This window comes from [Leptolyngbya] sp. PCC 7376 (genome assembly GCF_000316605.1).
Taxonomy (GTDB): Bacteria; Cyanobacteriota; Cyanobacteriia; order Cyanobacteriales; family MRBY01; genus MRBY01.
The window spans coordinates 3,672,380-3,692,134 of sequence record NC_019683.1 but is presented as its reverse complement, the minus strand read 5'-3'; the positions used below and the strand labels follow the sequence as shown (position 1 = coordinate 3,692,134).

Below are 19,755 nucleotides of genomic sequence, written 5' to 3'. Positions count from 1 at the left end.
CTTTTACGCATCCTGATTTGCCAAAAACTTTACCACTGGTTGCACCATCCAATTTAGCCCAACATTGAGCTGATGTTGCCAAGTGGGTAGCCGATATAAATATACGAGTCGCCGGGCAATATGTGCTAAATTTCCATCTAATTCAATGCCTAATCCGCTCAGGGTGGCATTATCTTCGCCGAGAGTAAGCATTTCACCGAGATCATAAAAATTGAAAGAGAGTAACGGTTTTTCTTCAATTAGTGATCGCAAATTCCAAGCGCACACATCAGCTTGTTGGATCGCCACCTGTGCTGTCATCGGTAAGTCTTGATCAAACTGGGCGACATCCCCAAGGGCGAAAATATTGGGATGATCATTCACTTGCAATTTTTCGGAAATTTCGAGGCGACCATTTTCCGCATGGGGTAAATCAAGTGCTTCAACCCAAGGGGCGATCGCATTCCCCACTGTCCACATCACGAGATCAACGGGAATCTCATCCACTTGATCTTTGTATTCGAGACTAATGGTTTCAGGCGTTAAACCCACAACCTTGGTTTCGTAGTCCACCCAAATCTTTTTAGCTTCAAGGGCTTCTTTCGCTGCTGTTTGATTGAATTTTGGCGCATTATCAAGAATTTCTTTACCACGATCAATGAGTCTTAAACGGCCGCGATCGCCCAATCGGTCAGCTAATTTGCATGCTAATTCGACGCCACTATAACCACCGCCTACTACTGCAATCCGAATTTTTTCCGCCTCAGAGTTTTCGAGTAACCGTAATTTATCCTTTAGTCGCAGCGCATCATCTAATGATTTGAACGGAATCGCATTTTCTTTGAGACCGGGAATATCAAGGGTTTTTGTCGTGCCACCCGCCGCAATCACGAGATAGTCATACGAGATTGGCTCCTGTTCATTGCAAATGACAGTCCGCGCTGCCACATCAACACTTGTCACTTGCGTTTGCCGATATTGAATCGAGCTATTTTCGAGCAGTTTTGTATAACGAGGCGCCACTTCCCAAGGTTCCATTTCCTCAGTAATTAATTCATAGAGCAATGGGCTAAACACAAAATGATCTTGGCGATCGATTAGGGTAATCTCAGGGCAAGTCGCATCTTCCCATGGAAATTCCACCAGACGTAGGGCTGTGTACAATCCGGCAAAACCGCCGCCGATAATAACGATGTGCTTTTGGCTCATGAAACAGGGCTTTTTTTAATTCCTATTTATTGTGCCTTAATTTCTCTAGCAGGGTGGTGTCCAGCTGGCGATCGCCCATCACTATGCTCAACATTCATTTCGTTTCGACATGACTATCCATGACCCCAAATTATTCCTCAGAGCATTACCGTAACTGCATCCGTCAAGCTTTAGACCTCGCTGATGAACTCGCAACCCAGGCGATCGCCACCGAACACCAATATTTTAAAAAGGGAATAAGGGATTTTGCTCTCGATACAGACCACAATATTGAACGACAGTTGCAGACATTGCTCACGAAGTTAACGCCAGACATTCCAGTTTTAGGCGAAGAATCTTTTATAAAAGACGCAACTTTACCACCAAATTTTTGGATAATCGACCCTATTGATGGCACGGTGAATTTCTCCCGCCAACTACCTTTATTTGGTATCACTATTGCGCTCATTGTGAATTCTCAGGCGATCGCCGCCGGGATTTCTTTCCCCAACCTTCGAGAACGATACGAAGCAATTAAAGATCACGGCGCAACCCTAAATGGCTCACCTCTCAAAATTTCACAGACACACAATATCAAAGACGCAATTATTGGCTTAGGTGATTTTTCTACAGGCAAACAGGCGATCGTCAAACACAAATTAACCCATAACTTATTGCAGCATTATGCTGGACATTGTCTGCGGATCAGAATGCTCGGCTCAGCGGCTTTACAGTTAGCGTGGTTGGCAGCAGGTCGTTTGGATTTAAGCATTACACTCTCCAATAAACCTTGGGATGTGCAAGCCGGGAAATTGCTCGTTAGCGAAGCTGGTGGTCGAGTTTTTGATTATGACGGTTCGACTCATAACCTCAATTCTCGCTTCACCCTAGGAAGTAATACTCATCTCAGTCCACAACTCATTGATGCCTTACAACGCTTTGCTGTAAATCAGTAGAAATTCTTGGATTTCCTCATCAATATTTTTGCTTTTAATGGTTCGCAATACTCTGAGGGGTCTGCACTAGCGTCTATTGTTTTGAACCTAAAGCTATTTCAAGAAACACTACTGCAAACCCTTTGGAGAATCTAGCTCACTGATAATAGAGAGGAGCTCACACGAGGTGAAACCACTAGGTCAAGAGAGTAAAACCTTTAAAAGAAGTTACATCGCTTGTCTCAATACGATTTGAAGGGGCGATTGTGCCAAAGCCAACATATTTTTCTCTTTACGACTGAGTAACTCGTCCCTAGAAATTAATCTATAGAGGTATTCCAGATGAGTAAGCTTTTAGAAAATATCATCAGCTACATATCGCAGGCGATCGGCGGAATTTTTGCACCAAATGAAGAGCCAGTCCCTGAAATCGGTACACAACCCTTTGAAGGCGAACCTTACGCAAACTATCTCGAATAAATGAATGCCGCTGGAGAAATCCAGATTTGATTTGATTTAACACAAGCATTGCAGTTGAACAAAATTTAGGTTTATGACTGAGTATCAGAGTCCTTGGGCTGGTACTCTTTTTCTTTGTTTCAAAAAGATGCCACATAAAATAATTTCAATACCCAAACAATAGGAAAAGCTATTTTTCATTCACAAAAGCTTTTGAAAGTAAATAGTCTAGGTCACCAACAATTTGTTCTGACGACACCAACCAAGGTGATCACTGTCACGGAAATCCCAAGAAATCATAGATAGTGTACTTATGTCTGCATAACTCAAAAGCCATAAAAAGCTTGGGCAATATGAGGCTCTGACGACGCACTTTTAGTGTCTTCGAAATACTCGGAACTTCATCAATAAATACATGTAGATACACTAACAGAAAATTAAGATTCTATTCGATTATGCATAGCATCGAGAACTTAATTAATTTACATTTTGCGTGTGACAATCGTCACTCAACAAATCTATGAAAAAGCTGACTAATCTATTTCTTTCCTTTGCTCTCGCCTTCACTGTATTTGCTTTTGTTCCACCGACTCCCACCGCTCTAGCTGATTCTGGTTGTCCACCAGTCACAAATCTTGTTAAATCGATTAAGATCCCGGCTAGTGGTGACTTTAAAGTTGCAACTCCCCCTATTGATTTTGGTTGTACAAAAGTAATTCGTTCTGTCGTCATTTCCTTAAGTCCAAAGGATACAACTGGCACGATTAACAGCATTAACATTACACGCAGTGATGCTGTTCAGAAATCCAATCCCAAAGCCCTCAAGCCGCCAGTAAGTACTGAATTTGGTTGTGTGAATGCGAAAGTAAAAACTGGTGATGACCTCACACTTATTTGTGGTGGCCCTGCGGTATTAGAGCCTGGTTTCACTGTTTATCAAGCGAGTGGTAGTGGTTTTGCTTCCAAGTCTAATCCTGGTTCTGAAATCAACTTATCAGTAACATTAAACGACACCTATTCTGACCAATACAAGAAAGTGTATGGAACTGCTGAAGACAGCACAGTCAAGAGTGTTCAAGACTTATATGGACTATAAAAATCAAATATTGCTAACTGTTCGTTAACTAAATAATTTGAGCATTCTGAAATGCTTTTATCGACTGAACTAATTGCAAAACTAAATTTGAACTTTAAAGGAGAAGTTAGACAGAGAAAGATTTATTACTTTCAAACTCTACTTCTCTTTTTCTATATTTTGACCTTGGAAAAGACATGAGTGATTCAGCAGATAAGCGGATTTTTACACCAGATTTTGGATTTATTGCCCTATGTTTTGCTATCGGTTTGGTAGGTTTTGGCTATATTTTGACTAGCTTACCGAGTATTGCTGATACCTGTCCTAATGCCGCAGAGATTACTGGGATCTGGAAATATGGTTTGGTTTCGACCCATATATTAACTTTTGCATTAATTCCTGTCGCAATGCGTATTTTTTATGAAGGATTAAAAAATCTGCAAGTCCCTTCAAAAAGTATTTTCGCATCACAATTGGGATTGGGATTCGTAATGGTGGCGATCGCAGGTGAAATTGGCTGGCATGTGACCCAAGGTTGGTATTATGCCAATGATTTCACGATGTTGAACTTTATGTTCTACTTTTTTCTGATCTCAGCTTTTGCCTTGTGGGCTGGAGGCTTAGTAGAACAGGAAACAGTATTAACAAGAATTTCTAATGCTGTTTTTGCCCTTGGTTTATTAGCCGTTTCAATTCTTTATCCTATGGGGGCCAAGGTTGGTAATGACAGTTGCAAAATTCCTATTTATATCTTGATGACCTTAGTTTTTGCTGTGCTTACATACCGAGGTTACAAACTACTGAAAGATTGGAAAATTGTATTTGTACCCTTGCTTTCCGTGGGTGTAAATCTCACTTTTATTATGTTGTTGGATAAATATGGTGGGGATCCTTGTAGTGATCCTCAGGTGGTCTACAATGCCTTTTTTCATATTTTGCATGACTTAGCAGGAACCTTGGCTGGGGTCGCGGTCTTTACTTGGTTGGTTTATGACAAAGGTATTGCCAACTTTAAGCCTGAAAGCGAAGCAAATTAGGGAGTTTTAGCTCATTATAGTTATGAAAATTTTGACTTCTTTCCTTAAAAAAACTCTTTTTTGGCTTTATCCGATTGCCCATCTGGGTTTAGCAACCATTGATTGGTTTCTGATTGGATGGTCTATTCGCTTGAATAAAAAGGCAGATAGCTTGGGAACCCTCGTCTTACCTGTTTTGCTGGTGAGTTTAAGCTTTGACAATTTTGTCTTGGGTGCGGGTTGGGCTATTGGCGAAGGGAATATTCTCGAACGATTGAGTATGTTTCGCTTCCTGTTTCATTACCTCATTGTGCCTTTCTTCATTGTGGTCGGTGTGGAAATTGCCCATGAAGCTGGGGCACGCTGGGCTAATAAATTCACGCGAGTTTTATCTTGGATTGTGGCAGTCGGATTGGCGATTGCTGATGTGTCGATTAATTATGTTGGGCTGGAACTAGAGCCCACCCATTATCTGGGGATGTTGCGCTACACCGCCGCAAATCTCAGTGGGCCGCCTTTGGTAACCATTGCTGTCAATGTCTTTATGTTGGTGATCGCCATTGGTGTTTGGATTCGGATGAAATGGTCAATCCTGTTTGTCGGTACATTAATTGCTTTTATCGGCAATGCCATTACTGCAGGGGGAACTTTGCCGGGCAGTGCCGCGGAAACCATTATGGCTTTGAGCTTATTGCTAACCGAACAATTTATTCAAGTACGGGATGAAAAGGCTACTGAGCCAGAGACTGATCCCTTTCAAGATTTTGTTTGGGAGGAAGAGAAGAAGCCCTATCAGCTAATTCAAGAAGATGACAAATATAAAGTACAACCTATCTCTGTAGAAGAGGCTGACTTTTATCTTTATCAAGCAGGTAATCATAAAGATGGTGATTTTATTCAAGCTTATGTGCCCAAAACACCCCAGAAAAATAGTGAGGGCAAGTTAAAAGTCATTGCCTATTTGCATGGTTTTGCTCTGGGTTTGCCTCGGTTTTATCAAATTCACTTGGCCGAATTGGCAGCGAAAGAAGGTTGTTATGTCCTGTTCCCTGACTTTCAGGTCAGCACCTATAGCGACGAACTCGATGCAACTCCAGAAGGCTTCGACGAAACTTCGCCCCTTACATCTTTGTTTGAACTTCTAAAGAAGGCGATCGCCAAAGCTAAGGATGAAAAATTGGATTTGGGAGATATTTTCAAAAGTGTAAAAAAATCTAGTTCTAATAGTAAGACTAAGGTGATCGCCCGCAAGCTAATCGAGCCTAGCACTTTAAAATATGTGCGGGTTTCCATCTCTTTAACCTTAATTATTTTGGCGATTCGACTAACCGTTTCGCTGGTCAACAAAAAATTAGGGGATAATTTTGTTAAGTTAGTCACAACAGTCGCAGTGAGTTTAGCTTATTCGCCACAACAATGGGGAGATCAAGCTTTTGATTTGACCGCGATCGCCTGCAAAAAACTCAGTGAAGAATATTCTGATCTACAAGCCGATTTTGACTTTTATGTATTTGGTCATTCCTTGGGTGGCTTATTGGCGCTCAGTTGGCCTTATTTCTATGAGAGAAATCTCAAGGAAACCCAAAACCATCCCTATCTAGACTTTATTAAACGCTTTCAGGCTAAACAGATTGTCACGGCGGATCCCTCTCCCAGCACAGAAATGGGCGTTCCTGGCTTTATCGTGCCTTTCTTAAAAATCTTTAATATTCCTTTCCTTGAATCCCCAGTAAAAATTGCTGATACTGGCGAATACCTAGAAGGTACTCCTGTGGGAATTTTGCATGGAGAGAGTGATCGCATTGTGCGTCCAAAGGCTTGGGTCAAAACAACTTTATTCTCTGATAGTACGAGCTATGATCAGATTAAAGGCAATACCAAAGCCATCTATTTTTCTGTGTCTAAACCTGAGAAAAAATTGGTGGCATTCCATAACCAAGCATTGACAGATACCACCTATTTTTCAGAGGAGTTGTTCAAGAATTTTGGTGGCGTGAAAACGGGCCCTAATGCCTATAATTTTGACTATGTTTGGCAGGGCTTAAGTCTCGTCACTCAAGACCAAAAGCCAGCCCACAAATTGCTGAAGCTTTTCGATAATGGCGATACCTTCGATATTGTTACCGAGTTATCCACAGGCAAACCCATTCTTGAACGGATCTTAGGTGTGTTAGGTGTTATTGGTTTATTCGCGGCGTTGTATTGGTTGTTTACCCATGGTTTGATTTTCGCATAGACCATCAACCCGGCGAATCAAAATTTTAGACAGTAGATTACAGCTATTTCCCAGATTGGGAAGTGGCTGTTTCTTATGGAAGTTAGGTGTTGGCTTGCACAACCTTAGTGACGTAGCGCTCCATTTCCGGGCTTTCGTCGCCATAGATACTTTCGATATGCTCTACACAACAATCAATGGCAAACTGCTGTAACTCGTCTTTGGGCACTTCAAACATTTCATCAAAAGTTTCGGGCAAAACGCGGCAAAAACGAGGTCTCTCCTCATAAATGCTGCATTTACGGTTGTCTTTATCGTAATTAATGCACCAGCCATCTTCCCCAACCATCGACATATATTTAGTGAGCTGTTCAGGAGTGAGATAGTCTTCTAAATCGGGGCGATCGCCGGGTTCTAGGTGACAACAAGCTCCACAGTTTTCAATACATTGCCAAGTTGCCATCGCCTTTTATTCCCGTTGTGTTACAAAACTTCATTGATTTTCTCCAATTCTCAGACAAGCACGCGTAGACAACAGGGTATGATAGACAATGATTTTTAGGAAAAACACTTTTACCCTGTCTTTTGCCCAATTCAGGAATAGGAGAAATATGGATTTTATCACAGGTTTTTTTGGTGCCCTTGACTTTGAAGTGATTTTTCAGTTGACTTTCGTCGCTCTGATTCTCATTTCTGGCCCCGTCATCATCTTTCTTTTGGCTGCTCGTGGCGGCGACATGTAAGTCTTTTTTTCAGAAAAGCAATTTTAAAAAGTATTTATTACTCAGCGGTTGATCTTCGGATTAATCGCTATTTTTTTGTTGATATTAGTGCGTTTTTATCTTCAGAAATTATTCATCTAAAGTGGCGATCGCCTTTTTTATCATCTGAAAAAATGGTGGCTGGGTCACGTCTACAATTTGCTCACCAAGTTTGCCCTGTCGTTTGCCTTTTTGTACCGTTAAAATTTTGCCTTGATCGTTGGAAATCTTGAGTATTTTTCCTTGATTTTCGAGCTGACAAAGATAAAGACGATTATTGTAATCAAATGATTTTTCAGCAGGATTAGATAATGTTTTGACAACAGGTGGCGTAAGGTGCGGAATCGCTTGCTGTTGAGGAATATCAGCATTTGCATTCGTTTTGCTGCTTGGTCTTGCACCGACTAATTCCAGCTCGAGGTTAACCTGATCGTTCCAGTGATTTTCCTTAAGCTTGTAGGCAATGTCCATCTCGCGCGGCAACGGATAATAGTCTCCCCAGCGCCAGGCGATCGCCGTAATCGAAAATGTTTGATTATTGATGGTTTGTCCAAGGGAAAATTTTACGTGGTTTTTGCCGATTGCCCGTTGCTCTAATACTTTGACCGCTGGCGTCCAAAAAATGGGCTCACGGTTACCGATTCCCCAAGGATGAAGCTTATCGATTTGTTGATAAAAATCCGGCGTAATATCTGTGAATTTTGCTTCAGCATCAATATTAACGAGAGGTTTTAAGTGTTCTGGCTCAAGGCATTTATGGGCAAATTCACTTAACTTTTGGATGAATGTTTCGAGATTCTTTTTTTCTAAGGAAAACCCGCCAGCAGCTTTATGCCCTCCAAATTTTCCCAACAAATCTTGGCAGTAATTTAGCCCATCAAAAATATTAAATTCCTCGATGCCACGCGCAGAGCCACGCAGGTGTCCATCTTCCTCATCGGTGCAAATAAACACGGGCACACCATATCTTTCGAGCAAGCGCGATGCCACAATGCCAATCACACCATGATGCCAGCCACTTTTACACAACACTAAAACTCGCAAGCCTCGATAATCAATAGGCGTTTCCTCTACAAGGGCGATCGCCTCTTCTTCGATTTCGGCGCACATTTGTTGGCGCTCTTTATTAATTTGTTCGCACTGCATTGCCCGTTCGAGCGCGATCCCTTCATCTTCCGTAATTAAAAGTTCAATCACTTTTTGCGGGTCGTCGATTCGTCCAACCGCATTAATACGCGGCCCAAGTCGAAAGCCAATATCATCTGGTTTCAATTGTTTTTGTTTCTCATCAACGCCCGCCATTTGCATCAGAGCTTGCACACCCGCCAAATTGGACTGAGGTAATAGTCTTAAACCTCGTTTTAACCAACGACGATTTACCCCTATTAAAGGGGCCAGGTCAGCGATTGTTCCGAGAGTAAATAACTCTAAAATCTGTGAGGTTAACCCTTCTAATTTGCCTAAAGCCTGTGCTAAACAAACCGCTAAAACATAGGCAACGCCAACCCCCGCCAAACCATAATAGGGTGACATTGTGGGGATTAATTTGGGATTGAGAATTGCGTTTGCTGGCGGTAATTTTTCGGGTAAATCGTGGTGGTCGGTAATGATCACATCCAGTCCTAAATCCCGCGCGACAGCAACCGGATTGTAAGCAGAAATGCCATTGTCAACGGTCAAAATAATGCCGACACCTTCCTCCGCAAATTCGGTGACAATCCGCTCATTAATGCCATAGCCATCCTTCATTCGACTCGGAATCGCATAGGTGACGTTGGCTCCCAAGTGCCGCAATGCCCGCAACAACAACGCCGTGCTGGTCATGCCATCTGCATCATAATCTCCACAGATTGCAATCAACGTCTCTTCGGCGATCGCCTCCCGGAGCAACTCAACACTGAGAGCTAGATCCTCAAACTCCACCATCGGCGCAGGTAGACGTTCGGCTTCGGGTTGGATATAAATTTGGGCTTGCTCAGCTGTGCGAATATTGCGATTAGCGAGAACTTGCGCGACCAAAGGCTTGACATTCACTGCCTCAACCAAAGCTGCAACGATTTCAGGTTGACTCTCAGCGATACGCCACCGTTGTTGGGGAAGTCTAGACATCTCGCCTCACAAAACATTACTCAAAAATCACGGTCTCATATTATTGCCTAAGACGAAACATAGATCGACCCATTACATTTCATTGATATTCCTCAAATAACGGGCGATCGCTGACCTAGCATGAATATCAACAACTATTGTGATGATTAGCAATGCGTTTCCCAAAGCTTGTTTTCGGCTTGTGCTTTATTTGGCTATTGGTGAGCTGTGGCGAAGAGACCACCCCAGTATCAACAAGTTCTGAAAATCAAGTTAGCAATACTGACAATAGGAGTCCTGAGCAAGATTCCTCTGATACTTCCCAGAAGAAGGAACCATCGGGTACTTTTTGCTACGGCTTCAATGATCGATACGTTAGTATTTGGAGCCGTTTAGAAATTGATGACAATCAAAACGTAACAGGAGAATCACACATCAGTAACTATAGTGCTGAAGCTGATTATTCTGCCTATGCATTCCTAGAGTTTAACGGCACTCTTGAAGATGAAGAATTAGATTTACTCGTAACGACAACAATTGAAGGATCTACCGATAGCGCGGATGAAACGTGGTTCTTTAGGGTGAAGGAATTGGAAACTACAGTCAATCTTTTAAGCATTATCGGCTGTAATGAATATGCGGATCATCTCGAATATTTCGAAGCAAATCCACCCTGGGATCTACTCAGCACATTAGATGAAAACGACACGGATTTTGTGGACGAAGATCTCGCATCCGATACTTTTTGTGACCCGAATGACAGTGTTTTCGTAATTGCTGAGACAGAGAATTTTTGGCTGAATATTTGTGGAGGAGACTTACCCCATACTTATATCGGCGTGAGTAAAGATACGGGCGATGAACTGCGTTTAGGGTTGTCCTATTACGAAGAAGATGGCAGTTATTTTGAAGCGATTAATGGCGACTATACTTACAGCATTATTTTCGAGACGGCAAAAGGCAGTTTCCTAAGTGTGACCCAAGGAGACAAACAAATTTTGCAAGAGCCTTTAACCAGTTGGTAAGCTCCAAAATTTATTCTGAATGACTGGAAGTGTGGCGATCGCCTATCCTTTAAACCTTGGCGATCGCAGTCAACATCTCAATGAATTTCTTCAGTGGCCAGTTTTTTCGGCTAGACACTTGACCATCTCCCAACTCAACAAGTCGCAACTTTCCTTGGGCATTTTCGATGATGTCAATCGAATAAAAAGGCGCATCAATTAAATGATTAATTTCAGTGACAAGGTCAGGAATTTTTCTATTAGGTGAATAGGCTTCTCCTCGCACAACAAAATAGCGACATTCAGTGTTTGGTCGATATTCTTCGACTCGCCGAATACTAATGCCTCCTTCAATCTCGCCTCGATACAGTTCTAGTTGCTCCACAATTTCTCGCACTTGCGCGGGAGACTGAGCGATAGATCCTTTATTGGCATTATTCGATTTCACAAAGTCTTTGACGAAATATGCATCCCATCCCAATGCTGCAACATTTTTTTCTAAGTCTTCATCAACCTCAAAAAAATGGGATTCAGCTGTAAATTCTGAGCATTTGTCATACCAACTGGGTAGATGATGACAACACACATACTCCGTGTGGGAAGTGATCGGAATTCCTCCTTTTTGTTCAATTTTTTGAGTTAAAGTGTCATAGTTTTTGACATCCAACCTCGATAGAGAAGGCGATCGCCTGTTTGAATTTTTGGTCGAGGCGCAAAGTCACCAAAAGATAAAGCATCAAAATCAAACAAAGAACAGTCATAGCCCGCTGCTTGCATCGCGAGAAATTCTTCGTGATAGATGTCGTCTGCTTCAGACTTATTTAATGGATTCTCAGGAAATAAAACTCTCATAGAATACATTCCTCACCCAATTGGCGATCGCCCTTCTGACTAACTTTTATAAGCTGTTAACTTTGGCGACAGTCCATTCCATCACTTTCTTACCGAGGGAAAGACCATCAAGGCGATCTGCTTCTCGCACCCCAGTAGGACTAGTGACATTCACCTCAGTTAAATTGCCACCGATAATATCTAAGCCAACAAAATAAAGGCCATCTTCTTGAAGTTTGGGTGCAACGGTTGCGGCAATGTGGCGATCGCGCTCTGTAATATCCACTTGGGCAATACGTCCACCCACTGCCATATTTCCACGGAAATCACCGCCTGTGGGAATCCGGTTGACAGCACCAATCGGTTCACCATCGAGAACGATTAAGCGTTTGTCACCATCTTTTGCGGCAGGGAGAAATTCCTGTACCATCACGGGTTCTGTTCCATTTTTAGTACTGATTTCGAGCAAAGAATTAAAGTTGCGATCGCCCTTCGGTAAAAACAAAATTCCTGCGCCAGCCATACCTCCAAGGGGTTTGATAACGGCAGCTCCTTTTTCTTCAACGAACTTTTTCACAATCGAGGTTTGAGTCGTGACAATACTTGTGGGAATGACAGAACTGAAATTCAGAGCATATAATTTTTCGTTTGCGGCACGGATACCTTGGGGATTATTCACCACAAGGGTTTTCGCTGGATCTACCAAATCCAAAATATAGGTGGCATAGAGATAAGCTTGATCAACAGGTGGGTCAGTGCGCAGAAAGACCGCATTCATTTCGGTGAGAGGCATAAATTTCTGCTCGCCCAACTCAAACCAATTTGCCTCCGTTCGCCATAAACCATCGATAAGCTGCACTGGTTTTAGGGAGACAGATTGCAAGGTTGCCCATGCCTGATTTTTGACAATGCTTAATCCTTCGATCTGAGTGATCCAAACTTCATGACCGAGCTGTTGTGCTGCTTCCATAAAAGCGACGGTGGTGTCATGACCAGGATCGAGATTGGCGATGGGATCGAGGATAAAAGCGAATTTCACGGCAAGGAACTCTAATTTTTTGCTCTGTCGATCATAGTCAATTGCGACAGGGAAACATAGGGGATAACCAAATGGCGATCCCCTATGTTTTTGATAATTGGTTTGTCTATCTGATTAAAAAAGTAAAATCATTACCATCGGAAGTTCTTTGAATAACGCCAGCAACGCTATCTGAGCCACAAACCCCTACCCATGTCTCATTCCAACGAGGTACTCTCAAAACAAAACTCCCTCCAGAAACTTCACCCAGAACATCTTCTTCATGGGTTCCGTTGACTTGATACCCACTCCAAGTACCGTCGCTTCGGATTTTTGTGATTTTCAAAGTACCACTATTGTGAAATACACCATTTTCTCGTGTGCTCCAAGTTAAAGTTTTTCCCTGATATACATAGTTGCGACACGAAATTGTTTGAGCTGAAGCTAAATTAGTTGTGCCTAAAGTTCCAACAATTCCTGATGATAGGGCCAATAATGTGCTAGTAACCGATAGAGATAATCTCTTAAACACATTTTGCTTTTTGTTCTTTTCCATTGTGACTCCTCCAGAAGAATCAGCGGTAGATAGATATTTGCTCAGGACGCCTAAGTATACTTACAGGTTCCTATTTATTTTGTAATAAGACTTACTTAAGCAACGTAGACGTGAGCGACTCAAACTAGTGATTGAGTTCTTGTCTTGATGAACGCATATGATAATTATTGTGATCATCAAGATAAGAACTCAATAACTGCCTGATTAAATGCTGCGGGTTCAACAATATGTGCCCAATGATTTCCGGGTACAACTTGCCAAGTCAAATGTTTGAGGTATTTACGGTAGGGTGCTAGCTGGAAACTCAGGCGATTTAAACCTTTTTCCGGCTGAATAAATAAGCTCGGGATTTCAATCTCACTGCCAACACCTACTTCCTGCATCACATCAAGGAAAATACCATCGCAAGCGCGCTTCACAAATTTACTGCGATATCTGCCATGCTCGGTGGGTTCAATGCTGGCTTTAAAAATTGCTTCCTGCCACTCATTCCAACCTCGAAATTGTTTTAAATTCTTGGCGATCGCCTCTACTTTTTCGTAGCTCGGAAATTCCCCCATCAGTTTTAGGAAGGGCAATACTTTATAGGCAATGGGAAAAGTGATCGTCCACCAATTTGGAATTTTGCTGTTAAAAAATGGGTCAGCCAGCATCAGGCTTTTAAAATATTGCGGTTCGCGAGTGGCCCAAATCGCTGCTAATTTCCCAGTCCAACTATGTCCCAACACATGGGCTTGTGACCAACCCAGATGCTCAAATAACGCGTGGAAATCTTCTATATAGTCGTCGCAAGCATAGCCCATTTCAGGTTTTGCACTATCGCCATGTCCCCGCAAATCGAGTGCCACGACATGATATTTCTCAGCTAAAAATCCCCCCAATTGCGACCAAACCAAAGCATTATCCGCGAGACCATGAAGCAGTAAAACAGGCTCACCACCCTGCCCCCATTCGAGATAGGACAGTTCGAGTCCGTGATTAAGCTTAGGCGATCGCCGCGTTGGGGAAATAAATGTCATTTGAAAAATAAACTTACAAAATTAGGACTCTTCTTCAGTATTGTTGCCAGGATAGCCACCGATGAGACCACTCTCAATCATCAGCCCCAAACCCGCGTTGATCACAGCCAAACTGACCGTGCCCCACCAAAACCAAGGCTCACCATTAATCCGACGGGTAATAGATTCGCCCAACAGACACAGCCCAAAAGGAAACATCAATACGCCAATCTGTGCTGTGATGTACCACGTTAATTTACTTGATCTAATCTTTTTCCTTAAATTCATGGCGATCGCCCAAAAGCCTCTATAAAATTTCGCTCCAGCAATTATAGAGAAAGATAGGAACAGCCCCAAAATTGAGATTCATCCGTGAATACCAGCTTGACTCTACCAAAAACTTTGGCACTTCAAGGAGATTGCCACTACTAGACGTCAATCGATTAGTACATCACTATTGGTTAATTAAGTCCTTCGCAGTTTTTACCAGACAGAAAATAAATAGAGCACTGAGCAATATGAACACAAAGATTGACTGCCCCTTTAAATAAGGCAAATTTTATCCAACTCTAACCCTTAGCCATATTTTTTACAGTAACAAACCTAACAACCTGCTTAATATGATTCTTATGTCAACCAGAATAATGCGGGATATAGGCATCAAAAAAATAATGATATACCCTTGTTTTTATTATTTTCATGTAGTAATCATTTATCTAATAGTTGTATTTGCAAACAATAGCAATAATCTTTAAACAAGATTAAAAGATATCTTGATGACAAAAATGTAGAGGTTAACCTATGCAATCAATAAAGTGATCTGCTAAGCTTGAAAAAGGGAAATACAAAGGAATTATAAAACCGTATTCTTTAAAACTGAATATCTAAATTCAATTCTGTTATAGACCCCATATGGATCCAGAGAAAATACCATGACTGATGTCATATTCCAGAAAATAAAAGCTTGGATAAATCCAAAAAATCCTTATAAGCTAGCAGGGATATTAAGTGTATTTGTTTGTTTGTTGTTGGCAATTTATATTAAGTATTGGTTTGATTTCCGTTATATAAACAAGATAGCCATCAAATCAATTGAGTTGGAATTGCCATTGCTAGAGACAGTCTCAGAACTAGCTATTCAGAGTGAAAATCATGCAACGGATATTGATTTTATAATCAAAGAACTGCCAAGCCAAAAGAATAAAGAAATGGCTTTTGTCAAAAACTTCCTTCCAGATATAAGTAACAGGCATGAAAAAATAAAGGCTACGTTTAACAAAGGAAAAGAATTAGCATTATTTCACTCAGCAGACTTTAAGAGAGATTTGAATTTTCTCTCTAAACATAAGCTAACAGAACACGAGACGCTAACTATATTATTTGATCAATTTTATGAAGCTCATCATAAATCTATGCAAATGTTTGAGAACTATATTCAGCAGAAATATAGTTTGAAACTAAATAATCAATATAGTGAAGTCGAGAACTTCAATATTTTTAAATCTGATAATTCAAAAATACACACGCCTACAATTTCGACGTTAGAAGAGATTGATAATTCTATTAACCGGAGCATTGCTATTCTCAAACAAATTCAGCAAGGTCTTGAGAAAGATATTGAAACATCCCTTGCCTTTACTTTAAAAGAGCAGGAGCAACTGAAGGTTTATGACCTATCATTACTCGTCATAACCTTAGCTTTTGGCTCTGGATTAATGCTGTTAACAATGCGACGGTTTTCTCATTCTCTAGAAAAAATCACTCAAAAATCCTTATGGATTAGTCGTAATGCCCAAGCCGATAAAGATGATTGGTTAAGTGAACGTCTCACAGAACAAGAGCTGGATAAGGCGATCGCCCTGAATGATGGTGTTGCAAATCTAAGTTTGGCCTTTAATCAAATGGTGGAAAGCCTTGCAGAAAATCGTATTCAGCAAGTGAAAATCAAAGAGCAACTTGCTGAAGAGACACAGCTTCTCTCCTTTACTCTGCGCTCTATCGGTGATGGCGTCATCACGACGAATCAAGAAGGTATTATTACCTCCGCAAATTTAGCTGCAGAAGCTTTGCTTAGCTGTCCTGCTACACAAATCCGAGGCAAGACTCTCGATGAAATTTTCAACGATCCACAAGAAGATGAAAAGAAACAATGGCATTTATCAAAGTCCCAAGAATCCTGTTGGTTAACGTTAAAAAACTATGGTAATGAGGCTAAAGTTTTTGATATTTCCCATGCGCCAATCCTTTCTGAGGACAAGGAAGTTCTAGGGATTGTCGTTGTTTTTCGCGATATGACGGCTTTGCTAGATGCAACAAAAGAGCTTTTTTGGCAAGCTTCCCATGATCCATTAACGAAGTTAGCTAATCGTCGAGAATTTCAATCTCAACTCGAAAGTTTACGACAGACTCATGATGATCCCAATACGATGCATTCGATCTTATATCTTGATTTAGATCGGTTTAAAATCGTCAACGATACCTGTGGTCATGATGCTGGTGATGCATTACTGAAACAGATTTCTCAACGCATGAAAGAAGAAATTAGAGCAGGTGATACACTGGCTCGTTTAGGAGGAGATGAGTTCGGCATTATTCTCAAATATTGTCCTGTTACAAATGCGATGATTGTAGCCGAGAAAATTCTCACCATGATGCAAAAGTATCGTTTTATTTGGGGACAACATCAATTTTCATTAGGGGTAAGCATTGGTGTTGTTCCCTATTCGCCAAATGAAGATGAGCCTCTGATTGTGATGAAAGCTGCCGATGCGGCTTGTTATGGTGCAAAAAATCAGGGACGCAATCAAATTTATACGGTTGATAATAATGAAAGTCATCTTGATGGCCAAAATCGTGAGATGAACTGGCTGGCAAGAATTAATCATGCCTTAGAAAAAAATCATTTTTGTTTGTATCAGCAAAAAATCAGCAGTCTTGTTGTCGATGATATAGCTCATGAACACTTTGAAATCTTAATTCGTTTACGGACTGAGGATGGCAAGATCTTATCGCCTGGTAGCTTTTTACCCATTGCAGAACGCTATCAATTAATGACCAAAATTGATCGTTGGGTCATCTCACATTTTCTTGAGTCGCAACATATTTATCTACAGGAAATGTGGAATAAGTACTCCTCTGAAAATGTCTCAAAACAGAGTTTTTATAGTCTAAATTTGTCAGCTGATAGTTTAAATGATCCCGAGTTTTTACCTTTCCTCGAAGAACAGTTCAGGCAATATCACGTTCCACCAGAGGTGATTTGCTTTGAGATTACAGAAACAGTGGCGATCGCCAATTTACATCGAGCAATCAAAATTATTCGTGCGATCAAAGATCTAGGATGCCGCTTTGCCCTAGATGACTTCGGGAGTGGCATGTCTTCCTTTGGCTATTTGCAAACATTACCCGTTGATTTCTTGAAAATTGATGGCCTATTTATTCGAGAGCTATGCCAAAATTCGATGAATGAAATTATTGTTACGGCTCTCAATCAAGTGGCAAAGGCGGTTAATATTCAAACCATTGCAGAGTTTGTGGAAGATGAGGCCACGATTGAAAAACTACAGGAAATTGGAGTTGATTACGCCCAAGGTTATGGCATTGCAAGACCACAACCCTTACCGCAGCGACAGCGAACTTCATCTAAAGAACTCACAAAAACAATAATCCATTAAAAGCGATTCGGTCGCTCAAAAAACCTAGGACTTGTAGCAGGATGGGAGTGAAAATTTGGAGATCGCCCACTATTTGCATCTACCGAACAATTACTGTCCAAACAAAAATCGGGTCGCCTAAACATCAAGCACCCGATCGGATTGTTCGTTTTAAATTGTGTAGACAAAATTACGACATGGACTGAGTAATAAAGTCAAAGTAAGGTGCCGCAATGCTAGCTTCTTCGAGATCGAGAACGCCAAGAGCTGCTTCCTTCAGACAACGGATCGCATCAATCATCCCTGTAACAGGTACATCGAGAGCGTTGTACATTTCTTTAACGCCAATTAAACCAATATTTTCGATGGGATCTTTATCGCCAGCAAGCACACCATAGGTTACAAGGCGCAAGTACCAACCATAGTCCCGAAGACATTGGTTATACCGCTTAGTTGTGGAGGCATTCCCACCAGCAGCACGATATTCGGGGTGAATCGCAAATAATTTTTTCTGGGCTTCATCAACGATTTTTTTCTCGCTGTCTGCTAATGCTTCAGCGATCCGGATGCGGATTGCACCTGTTGCGAGAAAACTCTCCATGCCGGTCAGCTCACCGCTGCTGGGATAGCGGAGTTCGTCATCGGCTTTTAAGATAACTTGACTAACGACGCTCATATGATTGGTATTTTAAATTAGTTGATTCTTAGTTTAGTTTAATAGCTTCGCCTATTGTCTCACAAGGAATTCAGCCTGCTGCGATTGCCCTCATTTTTTTAAGAAAAGTTACGTTTCTCTCTAATCATCATGTCTCTCTATCCATTCTGGAATATTTTGCGAGATTCTATCGCCTTTTAATTCAATGAGGAGATCGCCATTATCTCTAATGGAACAAAATAAATTTTCACAGTCACTTTTCATAATGTTCGAAGGGCTGCTGAATCCACGGATTATGTTCTAGATATTCCACAAAATAGTCGGGTTTAGCGTGAGATCTAGCCTTATACCAGAGGACTGCGGTACGGATTTCGATGAGATGAGGCGCATAATTTTGCAGCCAATCCAAGGTTCTTTCGAGGCTCACCCCCGTATCCACAAGGTCATCCACTAAGAGGAGACGATCGCCCAATTCTCCAAAATTTGTGAGATGTTCTGCAAAACGAATTTGACTCTGTTGTCGATTGTCGTTGCCGCCATAGCTACTGACATTCAGAATGGCGAGGGGTTGATCAAAAATTCGAGCCAAAATATCGCCAACTCTTAATCCTCCTTTTGCAAGGCACAAAATTTGATTAAATTCCCAACCTGAAGTTTGGATTTGTTCAGCCAGCTTCTCAATCGTTTGGTGATATTCAGTCCAAGAGATAACGCGATCAACCATTATTTCCGACTCCGTTTTCGAGAGGATGAAGCTCTGCGACGACGTGATGATTTACGTTTGGTTTTTTTCTGCTCGAAAATTCCTGCCAATCCTTTTTTCTTAAAGCGTTTAATAGTGGATCCGGTCCAATCACTGACTGAATGGCTCATTGCTCCTGTTTCGAGTCCGGCAAATAAGGCTAAAACTTCTGCCCAATAATTTTGCTGAACTTGCTGTCCACCAACCACAAAAAATGATCGCCAATTCCAATCAAATCCCCACACACCCTGGGCGATCGCCACACCAATAATTCCGACAACTAAAAGAAAGATTGAAAAATAAAGAACACGTAATGTCGTTCCCACTAAAAATCCATGGGAAAGACTAGAGCGGTGACTGAGGGTTTTTTGATAAGGCAGCCAAATCCAGCGGAACATCCCCCAACGCTTAAATTGCACCGAGTGAATATCAAGATCCGGGCCAAACATTAAGCCGCTAAATAAATAGGCTAAACCCACGATTAATGTTAGTTCGCCATTGCGGGTAAGGATGTAGGCGATCGCCACAACCCAGGGTAATCCCCACAGTGTTATGCGGTCATGGGTACGGCCAGAAGGCATC

General features: G+C 41.6%; 20 protein-coding genes. 8 read left to right on the top strand and 12 right to left on the bottom strand.

From position 1 onward, the window contains the following. Nucleotides 1–3: 3 nt before the first annotated feature. Complete coding sequence (locus tag LEPTO7376_RS16625) at nt 4–1,188, bottom strand: NAD(P)/FAD-dependent oxidoreductase (protein ID WP_015135306.1); 1,185 nt, start codon at nt 1,186–1,188, stop codon at nt 4–6. A gap of 119 nt (nt 1,189–1,307) precedes the next feature. Here LEPTO7376_RS16625 and LEPTO7376_RS16620 point away from each other — a divergent pair, with 119 nt between their 5' ends. The 5 genes from LEPTO7376_RS16620 (at nt 1,308) to LEPTO7376_RS26960 (ending at nt 6,888) form a co-directional block, all read left to right on the top strand. After that, nucleotides 1,308–2,123, top strand: coding sequence for an inositol monophosphatase family protein (locus LEPTO7376_RS16620; RefSeq protein WP_015135305.1), 816 nt, complete (start codon nt 1,308–1,310; stop codon nt 2,121–2,123). 321 nt (nt 2,124–2,444) lie between these two features. Then, complete coding sequence (locus LEPTO7376_RS26825; RefSeq protein WP_015135304.1) at nt 2,445–2,582, top strand: hypothetical protein; 138 nt, start codon at nt 2,445–2,447, stop codon at nt 2,580–2,582. A 499-nt stretch (nt 2,583–3,081) separates the two neighbouring features. Beyond that, nucleotides 3,082–3,657 (top strand): hypothetical protein, encoded by a 576-nt coding sequence (locus LEPTO7376_RS16615; RefSeq protein WP_015135303.1) that lies wholly within the window; start codon nt 3,082–3,084, stop codon nt 3,655–3,657. 176 nt (nt 3,658–3,833) lie between these two features. Then, a complete protein-coding gene (locus tag LEPTO7376_RS16610) occupies nt 3,834–4,673 on the top strand; it encodes a hypothetical protein (RefSeq protein ID WP_015135301.1) in 840 nt (279 codons plus the stop codon). Nucleotides 4,674–4,695: 22 nt separating this feature from the next. Beyond that, entirely contained in the window at nt 4,696–6,888 is a 2,193-nt protein-coding gene (locus tag LEPTO7376_RS26960; RefSeq protein WP_015135300.1) for a hypothetical protein, read from the top strand. Between the two features lie 82 nt (nt 6,889–6,970). Here LEPTO7376_RS26960 and LEPTO7376_RS16595 read toward each other — a convergent pair whose 3' ends face one another. Beyond that, nucleotides 6,971–7,330: a YkgJ family cysteine cluster protein gene (locus LEPTO7376_RS16595; protein WP_015135299.1), complete on the bottom strand. Its 360-nt coding sequence runs from the start codon at nt 7,328–7,330 to the stop codon at nt 6,971–6,973. 148 nt (nt 7,331–7,478) lie between these two features. Here LEPTO7376_RS16595 and psb30 point away from each other — a divergent pair, with 148 nt between their 5' ends. Then, a complete protein-coding gene (gene psb30 / locus LEPTO7376_RS16590; protein WP_015135298.1) occupies nt 7,479–7,610 on the top strand; it encodes a photosystem II reaction center protein Ycf12/Psb30 in 132 nt (43 codons plus the stop codon). Nucleotides 7,611–7,718: 108 nt separating this feature from the next. On the opposite strand, the gene recJ is transcribed toward psb30, so the two are convergent. Beyond that, nucleotides 7,719–9,737, bottom strand: a complete 2,019-nt coding sequence (gene recJ, locus LEPTO7376_RS16585) for a single-stranded-DNA-specific exonuclease RecJ (protein WP_015135297.1) — start codon at nt 9,735–9,737, stop codon at nt 7,719–7,721. Between the two features lie 152 nt (nt 9,738–9,889). Between recJ and LEPTO7376_RS23790 the strand changes: the two genes are divergently transcribed. Further along, complete coding sequence (locus LEPTO7376_RS23790) at nt 9,890–10,741, top strand: hypothetical protein (protein ID WP_015135296.1); 852 nt, start codon at nt 9,890–9,892, stop codon at nt 10,739–10,741. A 49-nt stretch (nt 10,742–10,790) separates the two neighbouring features. On the opposite strand, the gene LEPTO7376_RS16575 is transcribed toward LEPTO7376_RS23790, so the two are convergent. From LEPTO7376_RS16575 to LEPTO7376_RS16555, 6 genes are all read right to left on the bottom strand, one after another. Beyond that, a complete protein-coding gene (locus LEPTO7376_RS16575) occupies nt 10,791–11,306 on the bottom strand; it encodes an ATP-grasp domain-containing protein (RefSeq protein WP_225901116.1) in 516 nt (171 codons plus the stop codon). Nucleotides 11,307–11,359: 53 nt separating this feature from the next. Next, complete coding sequence (locus LEPTO7376_RS27755) at nt 11,360–11,572, bottom strand: hypothetical protein (RefSeq protein ID WP_225901115.1); 213 nt, start codon at nt 11,570–11,572, stop codon at nt 11,360–11,362. A 46-nt stretch (nt 11,573–11,618) separates the two neighbouring features. Beyond that, nucleotides 11,619–12,590 carry a glutathione synthase gene (gshB, locus tag LEPTO7376_RS16570; RefSeq protein ID WP_015135295.1) on the bottom strand — a complete coding sequence of 324 codons (972 nt, stop codon included), beginning with the start codon at nt 12,588–12,590 and terminating at the stop codon, nt 11,619–11,621. Between the two features lie 106 nt (nt 12,591–12,696). Next, nucleotides 12,697–13,125, bottom strand: coding sequence for a hypothetical protein (locus tag LEPTO7376_RS16565; protein ID WP_015135294.1), 429 nt, complete (start codon nt 13,123–13,125; stop codon nt 12,697–12,699). Between the two features lie 176 nt (nt 13,126–13,301). After that, complete coding sequence (locus LEPTO7376_RS16560; protein WP_015135293.1) at nt 13,302–14,144, bottom strand: alpha/beta fold hydrolase; 843 nt, start codon at nt 14,142–14,144, stop codon at nt 13,302–13,304. 21 nt (nt 14,145–14,165) lie between these two features. Then, the gene (locus LEPTO7376_RS16555; protein ID WP_015135292.1) at nt 14,166–14,411 is read right to left on the bottom strand and encodes a hypothetical protein; all 246 of its coding nucleotides are present in this window, start codon (nt 14,409–14,411) and stop codon (nt 14,166–14,168) included. A 1,130-nt stretch (nt 14,412–15,541) separates the two neighbouring features. Between LEPTO7376_RS16555 and LEPTO7376_RS23785 the strand changes: the two genes are divergently transcribed. Continuing rightward, nucleotides 15,542–17,797, top strand: a complete 2,256-nt coding sequence (locus LEPTO7376_RS23785; RefSeq protein WP_160148493.1) for an EAL domain-containing protein — start codon at nt 15,542–15,544, stop codon at nt 17,795–17,797. A gap of 169 nt (nt 17,798–17,966) precedes the next feature. Here LEPTO7376_RS23785 and LEPTO7376_RS16545 read toward each other — a convergent pair whose 3' ends face one another. From LEPTO7376_RS16545 to LEPTO7376_RS16535, 3 genes are all read right to left on the bottom strand, one after another. Continuing rightward, nucleotides 17,967–18,452, bottom strand: a complete 486-nt coding sequence (locus tag LEPTO7376_RS16545; RefSeq protein WP_015135290.1) for an allophycocyanin subunit alpha-B — start codon at nt 18,450–18,452, stop codon at nt 17,967–17,969. A gap of 232 nt (nt 18,453–18,684) precedes the next feature. Next, nucleotides 18,685–19,155 (bottom strand): phosphoribosyltransferase, encoded by a 471-nt coding sequence (locus tag LEPTO7376_RS16540; RefSeq protein WP_015135289.1) that lies wholly within the window; start codon nt 19,153–19,155, stop codon nt 18,685–18,687. Beyond that, a complete protein-coding gene (locus tag LEPTO7376_RS16535) occupies nt 19,155–19,754 on the bottom strand; it encodes a metal-binding protein (RefSeq protein WP_015135288.1) in 600 nt (199 codons plus the stop codon). The genes LEPTO7376_RS16540 and LEPTO7376_RS16535 overlap by 1 nt, the downstream gene beginning before the upstream one ends. Nucleotide 19,755 lies beyond the last annotated feature (1 nt).